Annotated in this window: 15 protein-coding genes and 1 pseudogene; 9 read left to right on the top strand and 7 right to left on the bottom strand. The window is 68.9% G+C overall.

All coding sequences use genetic code 11. The annotated features are described in order from the left end of the window. Positions 1–443: 443 nt before the first annotated feature. The 3 genes from FXF60_RS07280 to FXF60_RS07290 are packed head-to-tail and all read right to left on the bottom strand — an operon-like array spanning position 444 to position 2,568. The gene (locus FXF60_RS07280; protein ID WP_192796652.1) at positions 444–1,181 is read right to left on the bottom strand and encodes a GntR family transcriptional regulator; all 738 of its coding nucleotides are present in this window, start codon (positions 1,179–1,181) and stop codon (positions 444–446) included. A gap of 38 nt (positions 1,182–1,219) precedes the next feature. Then, positions 1,220–1,981: a sulfite exporter TauE/SafE family protein gene (locus FXF60_RS07285; protein ID WP_151525022.1), complete on the bottom strand. Its 762-nt coding sequence runs from the start codon at positions 1,979–1,981 to the stop codon at positions 1,220–1,222. 2 nt (positions 1,982–1,983) lie between these two features. Beyond that, the gene (locus FXF60_RS07290; protein ID WP_238335756.1) at positions 1,984–2,568 is read right to left on the bottom strand and encodes a rhodanese-like domain-containing protein; all 585 of its coding nucleotides are present in this window, start codon (positions 2,566–2,568) and stop codon (positions 1,984–1,986) included. A gap of 112 nt (positions 2,569–2,680) precedes the next feature. On the opposite strand from FXF60_RS07290, the gene FXF60_RS07295 reads away from it, so the two are divergent. From FXF60_RS07295 to FXF60_RS07305, 3 genes are all read left to right on the top strand, one after another. Then, the gene (locus tag FXF60_RS07295; protein ID WP_151525026.1) at positions 2,681–4,033 is read left to right on the top strand and encodes an MBL fold metallo-hydrolase; all 1,353 of its coding nucleotides are present in this window, start codon (positions 2,681–2,683) and stop codon (positions 4,031–4,033) included. A gap of 266 nt (positions 4,034–4,299) precedes the next feature. Next, entirely contained in the window at positions 4,300–4,833 is a 534-nt protein-coding gene (locus FXF60_RS07300) for a hypothetical protein (RefSeq protein ID WP_151525028.1), read from the top strand. 379 nt (positions 4,834–5,212) lie between these two features. After that, complete coding sequence (locus FXF60_RS07305) at positions 5,213–5,821, top strand: hypothetical protein (protein ID WP_151525030.1); 609 nt, start codon at positions 5,213–5,215, stop codon at positions 5,819–5,821. A 438-nt stretch (positions 5,822–6,259) separates the two neighbouring features. Here FXF60_RS07305 and FXF60_RS07310 read toward each other — a convergent pair whose 3' ends face one another. Then, on the bottom strand, positions 6,260–7,246 hold the full coding sequence (locus FXF60_RS07310; RefSeq protein WP_151525032.1) for a proline racemase family protein: 987 nt from the start codon (positions 7,244–7,246) through the stop codon (positions 6,260–6,262). Positions 7,247–7,390: 144 nt separating this feature from the next. Continuing rightward, positions 7,391–7,537, bottom strand: coding sequence for an SDR family oxidoreductase (locus tag FXF60_RS07315; RefSeq protein WP_151525034.1), 147 nt, complete (start codon positions 7,535–7,537; stop codon positions 7,391–7,393). A gap of 77 nt (positions 7,538–7,614) precedes the next feature. On the opposite strand from FXF60_RS07315, the pseudogene FXF60_RS16970 reads away from it, so the two are divergent. From FXF60_RS16970 to FXF60_RS07325, 3 genes and pseudogenes are all read left to right on the top strand, one after another. Then, positions 7,615–8,055, top strand: a pseudogene (locus FXF60_RS16970) (alpha/beta fold hydrolase); the annotation flags it as partial. Positions 8,056–8,195: 140 nt separating this feature from the next. Next, complete coding sequence (locus FXF60_RS16780) at positions 8,196–8,357, top strand: hypothetical protein (RefSeq protein WP_238335757.1); 162 nt, start codon at positions 8,196–8,198, stop codon at positions 8,355–8,357. A gap of 92 nt (positions 8,358–8,449) precedes the next feature. Beyond that, positions 8,450–9,199, top strand: coding sequence for a dimethylsulfonioproprionate lyase family protein (locus tag FXF60_RS07325; protein WP_202879584.1), 750 nt, complete (start codon positions 8,450–8,452; stop codon positions 9,197–9,199). Positions 9,200–9,615: 416 nt separating this feature from the next. Here FXF60_RS07325 and FXF60_RS07330 read toward each other — a convergent pair whose 3' ends face one another. After that, positions 9,616–10,611 carry a dihydrodipicolinate synthase family protein gene (locus FXF60_RS07330; protein ID WP_238335758.1) on the bottom strand — a complete coding sequence of 332 codons (996 nt, stop codon included), beginning with the start codon at positions 10,609–10,611 and terminating at the stop codon, positions 9,616–9,618. A 226-nt stretch (positions 10,612–10,837) separates the two neighbouring features. Between FXF60_RS07330 and FXF60_RS07335 the strand changes: the two genes are divergently transcribed. Continuing rightward, positions 10,838–11,626, top strand: coding sequence for a nucleotidyltransferase domain-containing protein (locus FXF60_RS07335; RefSeq protein WP_151525040.1), 789 nt, complete (start codon positions 10,838–10,840; stop codon positions 11,624–11,626). A 37-nt stretch (positions 11,627–11,663) separates the two neighbouring features. Next, complete coding sequence (locus FXF60_RS07340) at positions 11,664–12,047, top strand: DUF5655 domain-containing protein (protein WP_151525042.1); 384 nt, start codon at positions 11,664–11,666, stop codon at positions 12,045–12,047. Between the two features lie 19 nt (positions 12,048–12,066). On the opposite strand, the gene FXF60_RS07345 is transcribed toward FXF60_RS07340, so the two are convergent. After that, positions 12,067–12,855, bottom strand: a complete 789-nt coding sequence (locus FXF60_RS07345; protein ID WP_151525044.1) for an IclR family transcriptional regulator — start codon at positions 12,853–12,855, stop codon at positions 12,067–12,069. A gap of 254 nt (positions 12,856–13,109) precedes the next feature. Between FXF60_RS07345 and FXF60_RS07350 the strand changes: the two genes are divergently transcribed. Next, the gene (locus FXF60_RS07350) at positions 13,110–13,976 is read left to right on the top strand and encodes a DUF8189 domain-containing protein (RefSeq protein WP_151525046.1); all 867 of its coding nucleotides are present in this window, start codon (positions 13,110–13,112) and stop codon (positions 13,974–13,976) included. Positions 13,977–13,978 lie beyond the last annotated feature (2 nt).

Raw genomic sequence — 13,978 nt, forward strand, 5'->3', positions numbered from 1 at the left:
AACCAGGAAGAGAACTGACATGCAGGGGGTCAGCTTTCACCTGCCGTCAGGGGGTCAGATTTGGCCTGCCGTTGACAGCTCTGGCCCCAGCCTCGGAGACTCTTGAGTCGACTCGAAGGGACCGGATTGCTACTCAGCAGGTGTCGCCGCTTGGGCCAGGGCCGGCAGGAGTCTGACTGCTGGCATGGCCGTGGCCACAGCGTTGTCACATACGCGCCATGCGCAGCGTCGTCGCAGGTCAAGAGGCCGATGGTGAGGTTCCCGGCGCCTCCTCTCTGTGTCCCACGCTGTGCGGCTCGTCGCCGCTCGGCCCTAGTTTCCGCAGAACGACGCGGATCTGGGGTCTTGTGTTGGTGGACCGGCTGAGAGAGCCTCTTTCGGCCCGTTGCGCGTCCGGCTGGCGTCGTAGGAGCGCGAGGAGCGTTCGCAAACGCTCCAGGTGTTTATCGTCCGACGTGGTATCCGTTGGGTCCGAAGGACATGGTGAGCGCGTAGCGGTCGGCGCGCACTGTGGTGCGGCGGCATTCGACCGGCTGGCCTTCGAGGGTGCCGGTGCGTTCGATGAGTAGTGCTGCGGTGGGGGATCGCACGCCGAGTTGCTGCGCTTGTTCGGGGCCGAGGAGAGTCGCGGTGATGCGTTCTCGGCCACCGTCGGGTCGGGACATTCCGTGCCTCTCGAGCTCGGTGTAGAGGGCGGTGCGGGTGAAGTCGCTGCTGACCAGCGGCGCGGCCACGCTTGCCGGCATCCAGACGTCGTCGTGTGCCAGGGGCATACCGTCGGCGAGGCGGACGCGTTCCAGGCCGAAGAGGTCGGTGTCGGTGGCCAGGCCCAGGGCGGTGGCGGCTTGTTCGTTCTTGGTGATGCCGCAGCGCAGCACGGTGCTGGTCTGGGCCAGTCCTTGGGACTCGACCTCGGCGAACATCGAGTAGAGGGTCCCCAGCGGTTGCTCGATGGTGGTCGCCAGCACCTCGCTGCGGCGGCCCCGGCCGGAGCGCACCAGGCCGGCGGCGCGGATCCGGCGCAGCGCCTCGCGGACGGTATGCCGGGAGACGGCATACTCCTCCCGCAGCTCTCCCTCGGCCGGGAAACCCCGGGTGAACTCGCCCGCCTCGAGGCGCCGCAGCAGATCCGCGTGCAGCTGTGCCCAGAGCGGCTGTGCGCTGGTCCGGTCGAGTCTCACCTCATCCAGGGTAGCCACGGGAGGTTAGCGAGGAGAGGTCACCGTGCCAGGGCTGGGACGACGACCTCTTGGACGATGATGAACGCCGCCATGACCAGGACGAACCACCCGAACATGGTGCGCAGCAGATCGGGTCTGATGCGGTCGGCGAGCGGCCCGCCGAGCAGGGCGCCCACCACGGCCGCGGCGGTGACCGCCCCGGCCGTGGTCCAGTCGATGTGCACCGAGGCGAGGTACCCGCCCAGGCCGGCCGCGGACTTCAGGGCGATGACGACGAGCGAGGTCCCCACGGCCACCGGCATCGGCAGGCCGCCCAGGAGGGCCAGCGCCGGCACGACGAGGAAGCCGCCGCCCGCGCCGACCAGGCCGGTGACCAGACCGACGACCAGACCTTCCAGGACGACCTGGGGCACAGGGAGGCGGTCGTGCACCTTGCGCGGGTCAAGGTCGCGGCGTCCGCGCAGCATGGCGAAGGCCGTGGCGAGCATCATGGCCGCGAAGCCGACGAGCAGCCAGTGGCCCGGCACGTAGGCGGCGAGCCGGCCACCGGCATACGCCCCCGCCATCCCCGCCACGCCGAAGACGAGCCCGGTCCGCCACTGGACCCGCCCGGCCCTGGCGTGCGAGACCGCACCCACGGCGCTGGTCACGCCGACGACGAGCAGCGAGGTGGCGATCGCCTCCTTCGTCTCCATCCCGGCGACGTAGACGAGCAGTGGCACCATGAGGATCGAGCCGCCGCCGCCGAGCAGGCCGAGGGTGACCCCGACCAGCGCGGCGAGGAGGACGAGGACGAGCACGGTCAGCGACCCGTCAGCTGGGCGACGAGCTGGGCCGGGTCGGTCCCCTTGACCTGGTTGTAGGGCAGCCTGGAGAGCAGCATCCCCATCGCGCAGGTGTTGCTCAGCGCGGCGAAGGTGAGGCCGGCGCCGATGCCGCCGGCGACCCACTTGGCGCCTGGCACGACGGTGCTGGTGAGGATGCTGGTGAGGACGATGCTGCCGGCGACGAGCCGGACCTGGCGCTCCAGCTCCCAGCGCTGGGCGCCGCGGACGACCCGCTGGCCCGAGCTCTGCCAGGCGCCCATCCCGCCACGCAGGACGTGGAGGTTGTCGCTGCCGGCGGCGCTGAGGGTGATGTCGGCCTGCTCGGCCCGCGCGCCGGACCGGCAGACGAGCACGACGTCGGTGTCCAGGTGCCGGGCGATGTCGGCGCGGTGCTCCTTGAGCGTGTCCAGCGGCACGTTGTAGGAGCCCTCGATGTGGGCCGACTCGAACTCGGCGGGGGTGCGGACGTCCAGGACGAGCAGGTCGGCTCCGGCGGCGCGGCGCTCGGCGAGCCACTGGGCGTCGACGGTCGTGCTCGTGCTGGCGGGGGTGTTGCTCACGTTCGCTCCTCGAGTGGTGGGGAAGATGTGCAGGGGTGGCGCTGTTGCACCGGGCAGCAATAGTACGTACATTTAGGTACGCCGCCAAACCGAAGGAGAGAGAGCACCCCTCATGGACGTCACCGTCATCGACACCTCCGCCCTGGGCGACCGGTCCTACCTTGTGCACGACGGCGAGGTGGCCCTGGTCGTGGACCCGCAGCGCGACATCGACCGCGTCACCGCCGCCGCCGACGAGGCGGGGGTGCGGATCACCCACGTCGCGGAGACGCACATCCACAACGACTACGTCACCGGTGGGCTCGAGCTCGCCCGGGCGACGGGAGCGGCATACCTCGTCAACGCCGCCGACCCGGTGCAGTTCGACCGCACCCCGATCAGCGACGGCGAGAGCGTGGCCGTCGGCGGTCTGCAGGTGCAGGCGGTCGCCACGCCGGGTCACACCGAGACCCACCTGTCCTACGTCGTCACGCACGAGGGCGAGCAGGCCGTCTTCTCCGGCGGCAGCCTGCTCTTCGGCTCGGTCGGGCGCACCGACCTCGTCGCGGCGGCCAAGACGACCGAGCTCACGCACGCGCAGTATGCCTCCGTGCGGCGGCTCGTGGGGGAGTCCCAGGACGACGCCGCGCTCTACCCCACCCATGGCTTCGGGTCGTTCTGCTCCAGCGGGCCGGCGACGGGCGCCGAGAGCTCGACGATCGCCGAGCAGCGGGAGCACAACCACGCCCTGACCGACCAGGACGAGGCCCACTTCGTCGAGCAGCTCATCGCCAACCTCACCGCCTACCCGACCTACTACGCCCACATGGGTCCGGCCAACCTCAAGGGCCCGCAGCCGGTCGACCTGGCCGTCCCCGAGCCGCTGGACGCCGAGGAGCTGACCCGGCGCCTGGAGCAGGGGGAGTGGGTCGTCGACCTGCGCGAGCGCGTGGCCTTCGCCGATGGCCACCTCTCGGGCGCGGTGAGCTTCGAGTACGGCAACGGGGCCAGCTTCACCACCTTCCTGGGCTGGGTGCTGCCGTGGAACGACCGCATCACGCTGGCCGGCAGCCGGGAGCAGGTCGAGGCCGCCATCCGCGACCTGTCCCGCATCGGCATCGATTCCCCGGACGCCGCGCTCGGCACCGACCCCGCGCAGCTCGCCCCGGACGCCGCCACCGCGTCCTACCCCCGCGTGGGCTGGGAGCAGATGCTCCAGGAGCGCGGCGCGGACGAGGCCGTGCTCGACGTGCGCCGGACCGACGAGTTCGCCGCCTCGCACGTCGAGGGCGCGGTCAACGTGCCGCTGCACGAGCTGCTGACCCGCATGGACGAGGTGCCGACCGGCACCGTCTGGGTGCACTGCGGCTCGGGCTACCGCGCCGGCGTGGCCGCCAGCCTCATCCAGCGTGCCGGTGGCTCCCCGGTCCACGTGGACGCGGGCTTCGCCAATGCAGAGGCGGCCGGAGTCGTGCTCGACTCCTGAGCAGGCCGGCGTCGTGCCGCATCCGCGGTTGCTTCGAGCGCGGTCATCGTCATGCCTCGCCGCGGAACCCGGTCGTGAGGATTGAACCCGTGCGGGCAGCCCAAGACGGCTCGGCGCCACGGGCGCCACTGCTGCTCCAATGCGTGCTGGTCCATCGCGGGCCATAGCCACGGGAACGTCGTTGTCCGGTGTGCCGGTGACCCCTCCGCCTCTTGTGCGGTTCTCCGAAGAGGAGTACAATTTCGCCGCCTAGGGAGGTGGTCTCAATGGAGAGACCGCGCATCAATCAGGTGGCAGAGACGATTGCCAACAACCCGAACCCTGACCGCACCGAGGTCTTAGGTTTCGTTGCATCCGCTGATGACACGTCTGTCCTCCTGTATCTGGACGCCGACGGCCGACTGGGACTGGAGATCAGGACGGAGGATGTGCTGGACTTCGTCGATCCCCCGGATGACGAATCGCCGTCCTCGTTCTATGTCGACCCTGACGCCGTCCTGACCACCCGCGTCTCTCGCCGTCTGCGTGCTGCCGAGCTCGAATTGCCCGTGACGCTCCCGCAGGCGCCGGGTGCAACGGGAGGGTGTGGATGCGAACAGGCTGAACTGGCCCCGAAGGACCCGGGCACGGGCGGAGGAAGCAGTCTGAATTGCTACGTGAGTTGCAACAGCAAATACCGGGCCTGTCTGGGACTGTTCCCCTCCGAAGAGACCAGGAAGCGGTGCACGGTGCGCCTGCAGGCGTGCCGTCTGGCCTGCGCGCTGTGGGGAGACATCGGCGACTGGGTCACCACTCAGTAGCCCATGCACCCCCCGGCCGACCGGCCGGCAAGCCCTCTTCCGCTTCCGCACAGGATTTGCTGCTCTGTCGGATCACCACAGTTCGCCGACCGGCCCCGGTTCACCGGGCAACTGGCCGTGCAGGCACCAGCCGATGGTTCGGGGTCATATGTCACCGGTCGCCCGGGGGCCTGATCGACGTGTGCGTGGTCCGGCGCTCTGTCGAGCCACCATCGGGCACACCCTCGATCTCGTCACACCGCCTGAGACGACCTGTCCGGCGCTGTTCACGAAGCCGTAATGATTGCGGTATCACGTGAGTTCTAGCCTCAGAGCATCCGCATCGTGTCGACCTCGGGAGCCCGCCATGAAGACATCCTCAGCCCTTGGGCTGCGATCGGTGACGGTCGTCGCCGCCGTAGCTGCCCTTGTCGCGACGACGTTGCCTGCTGCGGCGGCGCAACGACCGGCCGCGGGGTTACAGGTCAGCTGTACGGTCACGGGCACCTCCGCCAACGGGGCGCGGATCCACACGACCGACCGCACCGAGCTGGTGCAGTTCTTCGGCGTCAATCCCCTCAATGGTGCGGGCATCCGCGACGAGGGCTTTCAGACCCTCGCCGGGCCGGCCAGCACGGGGGTGAACCGTCGCTCTCCGGTCGTGCAGGTGGGGCTGGATACGTCCTATCGCAGCACCATCGTCGCGCCGGGCGTCAAGATGCCGGTCCTGGACACGCGCACTGATGGTGGCCCCCCGGTGGTCTTCCTCGGCATCGGTCCCTCACCTGCCACGCAGACGCGGCTCGACCGACTCAGGTCGACAGATCCGCAACGGGCGCGACAGCTCGAGGCGCAGTTGTGGGAGTTGGGTGGGCCGGTGCCGACGATCTTCTACGGCAGCCTCGCCCAGGAACCTGTCAGCTTTTCGTTGGCTCTGCCCGAGATCTACCGCGGTCGAGCCGTCGCCACCCCCGATCAACGTGACCTGCCAGCGCTGAGCATGCCGTAGAGGAACCGTTGCAGGGTGCTGGGGAAGTCAGGTCCGCCATCCGTTCGGTGCGATGCCGGCCGGGACAGCGTTCAGCACGAGTCAGGCTCACCCGTGCGCTGGGACCGCTGGCCGCATGCCTAGGAACGGGCACCATAGGGGAGGTGCTCGTACCCAGAGACCACTGCCACCGGCCACTCCCCAGTGCCTCGAGCACCCCGGGGGGCTGGGTCACAGGCCTGTCACAGGCGCGGTGCCTGAGGTGTCGGCGCAGTTCAGAGGGCTGGTGGTGAGGTTCCCGCCACCTCCGCGCACGTGTCTCACGCTGTGCGGCTGTCGCGCTTCACGCCAAGCACTTCGCTGGGGGAGTCCGATGTCAGTCCTCATGCTGGCTCACAAGCCGTCCTTGTCGACGTCGGGCCTGCTCGGTGAATGTTACCGAGGTGTGCTCGGGGTCTGTCAGCGCAGGCTGAACCCGAGTGGGAGGGGATCTCCCTCAGTGGCGGTGAAGGTGGTGGTACCGACAGCGAATGCCGTTCCGGTGACCTCCGGGACTACTCCATCGGCAGAGTGATCGACGACGCGTGAGAGAAATTTGGTGCCGATGATCGAGTCGTGGGTGAGCCAGTCGCCTTGGCCCAGCTGTCCCGTCTCGGCCAACAGGGCCGTCCGCGCGGCCGTTCCCGATCCGCAGGGGGAGCGGTCGACCTGGCCGTCGGCGAAGATGGTGACGTTCCTCTGCCACGGACCGGTGTCCGTGCGACCGAGATCGTCGACCAGGATGGTGCCGTATACCCCGGAGAGTCGATGGTCGTTCAGTCTCGCGGCGGGATGATCGTTCAGCGCCCACTTGACCTCGCGCCCGAGGCGGATCAGTTCTGTCGTGTTCTCCGGTTGTACCGTGAGGCCGACGTCATTCGCCCGGAGCGTGGCGTAGACGGCGCCGCCGTAGATGAGGTCGACCGTGACGTGCCCGCGAGTGGCTTCCACGGGGATGCCTGTTTCCAGCACGCGCGATGCCACGCTCCCGAAGATGACACCCACGGTTCGACCGTTCTCGCGCTGCACGCGCGCCTGCACACGGCCGCTCGGGACGTCGATGGTCACGACCGCTTCTCCGTGGTCAGGAGCCGGGACGCGGCCGGTGGCGACGGCCCAAGCCCCGAGGGCCATCGTGCCGTGACCACACGCGGTGGAGAAGCCGTCCTTGTGCCAGAACAAGACGCCGAAGTCCGCTCCCTCATCGTCCGGCGGGGTGATGAATCCGCCGTACATGTCGTCGTGCCCCCGAGGTTCGAGGCACAGGAACCGGCGCACGGTGTCCGGCTCGCCCGACATCGCCTTGATGCGGCGCTCAGCGACGGTAGATCCTTGCGTCGTCACCGTCGTGGCGATGCGGAACGGCTCTCCAGCGGTGTGCCAGTCTTCCGTCGTGATCGACTCCATGTCTTGAGTCCTCCTGAGGACCGGATGCGGAAACGCTCGATCTGGGGGTCGGCGAACCCTCGCCCACGCTAACCTGCTGCGCTCGACAGGGACCAACGCTTGTCGAACCCAAGCTGGTTGAGATGTGCGCGGTCGTGTCCAGGTTCATGTGGTCTCGGTCTGGAGCGCGGGGCCGAGCAGCAGTCCGCCGTCGATGACGTACTCCGACGCGGTGATGAAGGATGCGTCGGAGGAGGTGAGGAACAGCAGCAACTGGGTGACGTCGGTCGGCTCCCCGAGTCGGGGGATCATTGAACTGTCACGTCCGGGTGCTTTGTTGATCCTGTATCAGCTGGACGGTATACCGGATGAGGAGCGAAGGAGCAGTCATGCCGAAGGACGACCACACCGACCGACCCCCCACGTTCGTCCTGGTGCCGGGAGCGTGGATGGGCGGATGGATCTGGGAGGACACCGTCGCGCGGCTGCGCAGCGAGGGGCACCGGGCCGAGACCCTGCCGCTGCGCGGGCTCGAGCAGGAAGCCGGCGAGGGGGTGTCGGCCGTCACCCTGGCCGACCACGTCGACGACGTGCTCGCCCTGCTCGATGGGCTGGGACCCTCACCGGTCGTGCTCGTGGGTCACTCCTACTCCGGCACGGTCGTGGGCCAGGTCGCAGACCGGCGACCAGACACGGTCGTGGCCTCGGTGCACGTCGGGTCCTTCCTGCCACGTGACGGGCGCTCGCTCCTCGACGACTGGGGGGACGACGCCGAGGGGCGAGCCGCGGAGAAGCAGCAGGTGCTCGACGACGGAATGATCTGGGCGGCACCGCCGCGGAACTGCTCGAAGGGGAGGTCGACCTCTCCGCCGACCAGCGCTCCTGGCTCGCCGAGCGGTTCGTCGCCCATCCCGGCCGGACCGTGCCGGACACGGTCGTCTTGGAGCGACCGGTCACCCAGCAGCGCGTCGTGTTCCTGTCCGACACCGACGCGGACCTGCCCCCGGAGCTGGACGACCGGCCTGAGCGGTGGCGCCATCAGGTGCTCGGTGGCGGTCACTGGCCCATGCTCACCCGCCCGGAGGCGCTGCACGCACTCTTGGTCTCCGTCGTCGGCGACGTACGCGGCTGAGGCCCTGGCAAGCAGGGGAATGCGGCACCCGACGGAAGGAGACGGACCGATGCGGACGCTGGCAATCCGGTCCTTCGCCGAGGCAGTCGCCGGTGGTGCGCGGGCGCACGGTGTCAATCTTCAGGAGTGAGGACTTTCAGGGGATGGGTATGTCACGGCTGAACGAGTATCCCGATCTGACGTACACGATCAGTGACTTCGATGCCCTCTACCGGTACGGCTCGGCCGGTGGGAGCCGCCCGATACGCACGCACATGCGCCGGGTGCGCGAGACGATCGCCGATGTTCTCGAGGACGACCCGGAGGTGGTCGACCGCGAGCCTGCTCACCTGCCGGTGGTGAAGCACCTCGGTCGAGCGCTGGACCTGGGGTCACGTGGCGACCTGAGCACGCTGAGCGACTCGCTGCGCCGGATCTCGGACCGGCTGACGTGGGAGCACGGGTACGAGAAGGTCCCGCGGGGCCTGTCGCGCAAGTACGGCTACTGCGAGGTGGTCGGTCCCCGAGGGCCGGTGGTGACCGATCGCATCGTGCTGGGACTGGTGCTCTTCGCCCCCGAGACCGTCTATCCCCAGCATCACCATGAGGGTATTCAGGAGTCCTACGTAGCGATCGCCGGAGAGTGGTCGGAGAACGACGTCGCCGTGCACGCCCCGGGTTCGCTGATCCTCAACGAGGCAGGGCACGAGCATCGGATCACGACCGGGCGTCAGTCTCCGTGCCTGCTGGCGTACTCGTGGATCGGACCAGCCGAGCGGTTGACCACGCCCGCGATGCGCTTCTCCTCACCCCGCCGTCGCACTTCGTACACCGAGGGCAAAGACCACACTTCTGGGCCTTGACGCCAACAGAGCGATGATCGGCCCCCACAGGGCGATGATTGCGCGCCAGAGACCGGCGACGGCAAGGCCAAGACTTGCGAGCAAGGCCTGGTGGCCACGTCCGTGCTGGGTTGGTGAGCATGGTGAAGGGAGCCAGCATCAGGAGCACATCAATCGCTGCCGCGAGGTTGCGACGAGTGCTCACGTGCACTGAGAACCGCCCTTCACCGAACCCCGTGTTGCCAGGTGAAGCGCAGACTGCCCCTGGGGCTCAGGGGTCTGGCCCCTCTGCGCAGGCGATCCACGCCTCAGCCTTCACTCATGCGCGAGGCCTCGAGTCGGCGCTCAACGATGTGCCGGATGGGCTGACCCGGTTGAGGGACCCTTCCGTCCTACGGCCTGAGGATCATGGCGAGGTGCGCCGTGGGTCCCGGTGGTCACACGGGTCGGTCGAGGCCGGGGACGCCGTTCTCTCGCATCAAGATCATCGCCGCCGCGAGCTGTTGTCGGGCGTCGGTGTCCAGGGCGAGCACGGGGCGGGGCAGGTTGGGGTGCTTCACCAGACCAAGGTTCTCAGCGAGAGCGGAGACGACGCGGTAGCTGCCGTATCGGGAGAAGAGGTCCCACAGCGGCATGAGGCGGTTGGACAGCTCCTGGGCGTGTTGGTGGTCGCCTGCGGCTGCGGCGGTGACGATGGTCTGACAGGCCTGGGGCAGGGTGCCGGCCAGGACGCTGTACCAGGTGTCGCAGCCGGCACGCAGGGCATCCGCAGCGACGCCGTCGCCGCTGATGCCGATGGTCACGTCGGACGGCAGGCAGGCGCGGAGTGCGGCCACCCGCGTCCGGATCGAGTCAGGCCCGCCCACGATGGGTGGGATCTTGATGGAGGACACGCGAGCCAACTGGGCGACTCTCGCGTAGAGGTCGTCGGTGAAGGTGAAGTGTGTCGTACCAGGGTTGTCGTAGACCACCAACGGGACTGCTGCCTCCGCGGCGGCGTCGTGGAAGAGTTGGTAGACCTCCTCGGCCGACAGCGGCTGGTATGTCACCGGCGCCAGCAGCAGTCCCGCCGCGCCGGCTGCCTGGGCGTCCTGGGCGTGGTAGAGGACGTCGCGGGTTCGTGGGGCGCCGATACCGGCGAGCACTGGCACAGCACCTGCCGCGGCGACGGCCAGCTCGACGACGTGTCGCCGCTCGGCCCGTGTGAGGTAGGCGTAGCTGCCGGTGGACCCCAGGACGGTGATGGAGTCCACGTTCGCCGCAGCCAGGCGCTGGATGAGCCCGGTGAAGGCGTCGTCGTCGATGCCCGATGCGCGAGCCCCCGTGGCGCCACCGTCCTCACGCTCATCAGTGATGGGGGTGAGTGGGAAGGCGCTCAGCCCGGTCAGGAGAGAAGGGTGAGAGGGTTGATCGGTCGTTTCCTTCGCGGTCAAGGTGCAGCTCCTGTGTGTGGACTCTTGCGTCGCGGTCGGCGATGCTGGCCGACCGGCGCACGAGCGGTCTAGCATGGCGGTGTCGCGACCTCGGTGGGGCCGGACCCATGCGGGCTGAAACGTCGACCTTCATCGAAAGGACGACGTCATGTCGCGACAATTCTCTTCTTCTGGACCCGTTGGACCCTTCGAGGGTGCTCATCATGACGGGTCGCCAGCACGGGGCGTGAGCGGCCTGCACCCCACCCTGCTGCGGCTGGACGCTCTGGCCGCCCACCTAACCGCAGACGAGCACGTCCAGGCAGTCCTGGGTCTGGGTTCGGCGGGGATCGAGACCCACCGCTTCGACGAGCACTCTGACATCGACTTCTTCGTCGTCGTCGACAACACCGCCACGAAGGAGCAGTACCTCCGGGACGTCAGCTGGCTGGTCGGCTTCGGTGGCGAGGTCGCCCACAGCTTCGTCAACGACCCGAACGGCAGGAAGGCGCTGTTCGCCGACGGGCTGTTCGTGGAGTACGCGATCTTCACCCCGGACCAGCTTGCGGCCGTGCCCATCGCCGGCGCGCGCGTCGTCTGGTCACGCACCGAGAGCGAGCTCGCGCCGGGCAGCCCGGCCGTCCCGTCCGCCACCGCGATCGACACCGTCGACTTCCATCTCAACGAGGCCCTCACCAACCTCTTCGTCGGACTTCACCGCGAGAGCAGGGGGGAGCGGCTGACGGCGATGCGCTTCATCCAGGTGTATGCCGTGGACCGGGTGCTGGCGCTGGTGCGGCTCGACCCTGCTTCGCACCTGGACCACCCTGACCGTTTCGAGGCCACCCGCCGCATCGAGCACGCCCGCCTGCCCACCGACCTACCCCTGCACCGCATGGCCCCGGGCTACGCCCACAACGTGGCTGCCGCAGGGGCCGTCCTGGACTGGCTCACGACCCACCACACCACCAACCCCTCCATCACCCGCGCCATCCACCACCTCATCGACGAGCAGCAGCGACCCAGCCCCTGGTAGGGCCGCATGCTCTCCCTCCTCCCGCTATCGTGCGGGCATGGGGCAGGCCGATCAGCAGTGGAGCGTCGAGGACCACCTGCGTGACGCACCGCCCGAGCACGTCGCGCTGTACCGGATGATCGAGAAGCATCTGCTGAGCCTGGACGGCGTCACCGTCTCGGTGTCGAAGACGACCATCACCTTCAAGGGACGCCGGCGGGGCTTCGCGGGTGCGCGACCGACCCGTCGCGGGTTCCAGGGCTACCGCGATCTCACCCGCGCGCTGCACGACGATCCGCGCATCCGCAGGGTGGCCCCGTATACCCAGCGCCTCTACGTGCACCAGTACCTCGTCACCTCCGAGGCGGACATCGACGGCACGTTCCGGTCCTACCTGCACGAGGCGTGGCGCGTGGGAGAAGGCGATCACCTGAGGTCGTGAGGTCAGCCGCCGTCGGGCCTCAGCGCTCGCCGGTCTGCGCCAGCTGGAGCCCGATCGAGTCGGCGGCGGCGTGTGCGAGGCGGAGGAACTTGCTCGGCACGAAGCTCGGCGAGCGCTCCACGACACCGACGACCGCCACCGTGCGCGCGGACCTGCGGTCGACGACGGGGACGGCGAGGCAGGACCAGCCGAGCCGGAAGGCTTCGTGCTCCACGACCTGGTGCTCCTCGTGCGCGCGCACCAGGGCCTTCTGGACCCGTCCCGGGTTGGTCTCGGTGTAGGGGGTCAGGCGGGGGACACGATGGATGAGGGTCTGGGCGCGACCAGGCCTGTCGGCCATGCCCAGGATGCCGAGTGACGACGCCAGGACCGCTGGATCGCGCGGGCTGTGCTGCCAGGTCCCGACGTAACGCGTCTCGGCGGCGCGACGGTTGTAGATCGAGTTGACGATGACCCATTCGTCGTCGTTGCGCACGTCGGCGACCCAGACCGCAGCGCCACCTGTCCGCAGATGCAGGTCGGTCAGCTCCGGGGTGACCACGGTCTGGAGTGACAGACGGGTGGCCGCCTGGTTGCCGATCTCGACGAGGCGGAGCCCTGGCGTGTAGCGGCCCTCAGGCGTCCGGTCGAGGAGGCCCCGGCGTGTCAGCTCGCGCATGATCCGCCAGGCCGTGGTCTTGGGGAGACCCGTCTCCGCGACGACATGTGTCAGCGTCACCGGGGTCTGCGCGGCCAGGCACAGGTCGATCACAGCCAGCAGGCGACCGAGCGTCGACCGGTCATCGGCACCCACCGTGAGATGAGCCATGCCTGTCCCCTCGGGGTCTCAGGGCAGCCAGGTCGTCACGATCCCTCGACCGCCGACCGGCTCCACCTCAGACCATATCGGCTGCGGCCGCAGACGACGTGCGAGCTTTCCTGTTCCGGTGAGCGGAACGGTGGGCTTCCGAAGTGCCCCTGGGGTCCCTAGCGTCGCGTCGTGCAGCCGGGGGCAGCAGACGGCCGCGGGCGATCGGGTCGGCGGACGCGGTGCCCGGTGCGGACTCGAGGAGGTTGACACCGATGGGCTGGTCACCGTGGGAGCAGGTCGGGGCGAGGTCGAGGTATGGCTGGCCGGTCGCGATCGCCGCGACCCTGCCCGAGGTCCTCTCCGTGTTCTACGTCCACGGCAAGGACGTCATGTGGGCCAACGACGGGTGGGACAGCGGGCCGCACTGGGACGGTCTGCGCTGGGCCAACCTGGGCCGACCCAACCCGCTCTCCAACGCACCCGCCCGGTTCCCTGCCGTGGTCGGACTCCGCGCGGGTGTCAATCAACAACTCCTCGTCCGGCAAGGTGACACCTTCTTCACGCGCGGCTATCCGGTCGGAGGTAGCAACTGGGGAGAGTGGACGCCCATCCCCGACTTCTACACCCCGGGCCGACCCGCCATGGCACGCCCGGCCAGCAAGCGGTTCGAGCTGGTCTGGTGGACGGGGGAGGACTACTGGTACCGGACGTGGCTGGACGGGCGATGGCTGGGCGGGGTGAGCATCCACGGATTCTTCCTGTCCAGTCCCGCAGTGGCCTCCTCGGGGGAGGGGCGTATCGATGTCTTCGGCGTCGGCGGCGGGCGCGAGTTCTTCCACGCCTGGCATCAGGAAGGACACGACTGGAGCGGGTGGCACTCGCTGGGCGGTGCTGCAAGATTCCGCGGAGCGCCCGGTGCGGTGTCGCCGCGGCCGGGGCAGCTGGCGACGTTCCACTCCGGCAACGACGACTGGCTCTATATGAACTTCCATGACGGCAGCCGATGGAGTGGCTGGCAACGCCTTCCCGGACAGTCGCGCGACACGCCCGTGGCCGTCTCGTCGGTCCCCGGGACGATCGACCTGTTCGTCGTCGGCCTCGACGGGGAGACCATCTTCCGCTCGCGGCTGACGCTGTGACG

It is taken from the genome of Serinicoccus kebangsaanensis (assembly GCF_008919445.1).
In the GTDB taxonomy this organism is placed as follows: domain Bacteria; phylum Actinomycetota; class Actinomycetes; order Actinomycetales; family Dermatophilaceae; genus Ornithinicoccus; species Ornithinicoccus kebangsaanensis.

Excerpts from the sequence above, each read along its gene's own strand:
- FXF60_RS07295 (WP_151525026.1), top strand. The coding sequence starts at position 2,681 with ATGGACGTCACCGTCATCGACACCTCCGCCCTGGGCGACCGGTCCTAC.
- FXF60_RS07300 (WP_151525028.1), top strand. The coding sequence starts at position 4,300 with ATGGAGAGACCGCGCATCAATCAGGTGGCAGAGACGATTGCCAACAAC.
- FXF60_RS07310 (WP_151525032.1), bottom strand. The coding sequence starts at position 7,246 with ATGGAGTCGATCACGACGGAAGACTGGCACACCGCTGGAGAGCCGTTC.
- FXF60_RS07315 (WP_151525034.1), bottom strand. The coding sequence starts at position 7,537 with ATGATCCCCCGACTCGGGGAGCCGACCGACGTCACCCAGTTGCTGCTG.
- FXF60_RS07340 (WP_151525042.1), top strand. The coding sequence starts at position 11,664 with ATGGGGCAGGCCGATCAGCAGTGGAGCGTCGAGGACCACCTGCGTGAC.
- FXF60_RS07345 (WP_151525044.1), bottom strand. The coding sequence starts at position 12,855 with ATGGCTCATCTCACGGTGGGTGCCGATGACCGGTCGACGCTCGGTCGC.
- FXF60_RS07350 (WP_151525046.1), top strand. The coding sequence starts at position 13,110 with ATGGGCTGGTCACCGTGGGAGCAGGTCGGGGCGAGGTCGAGGTATGGC.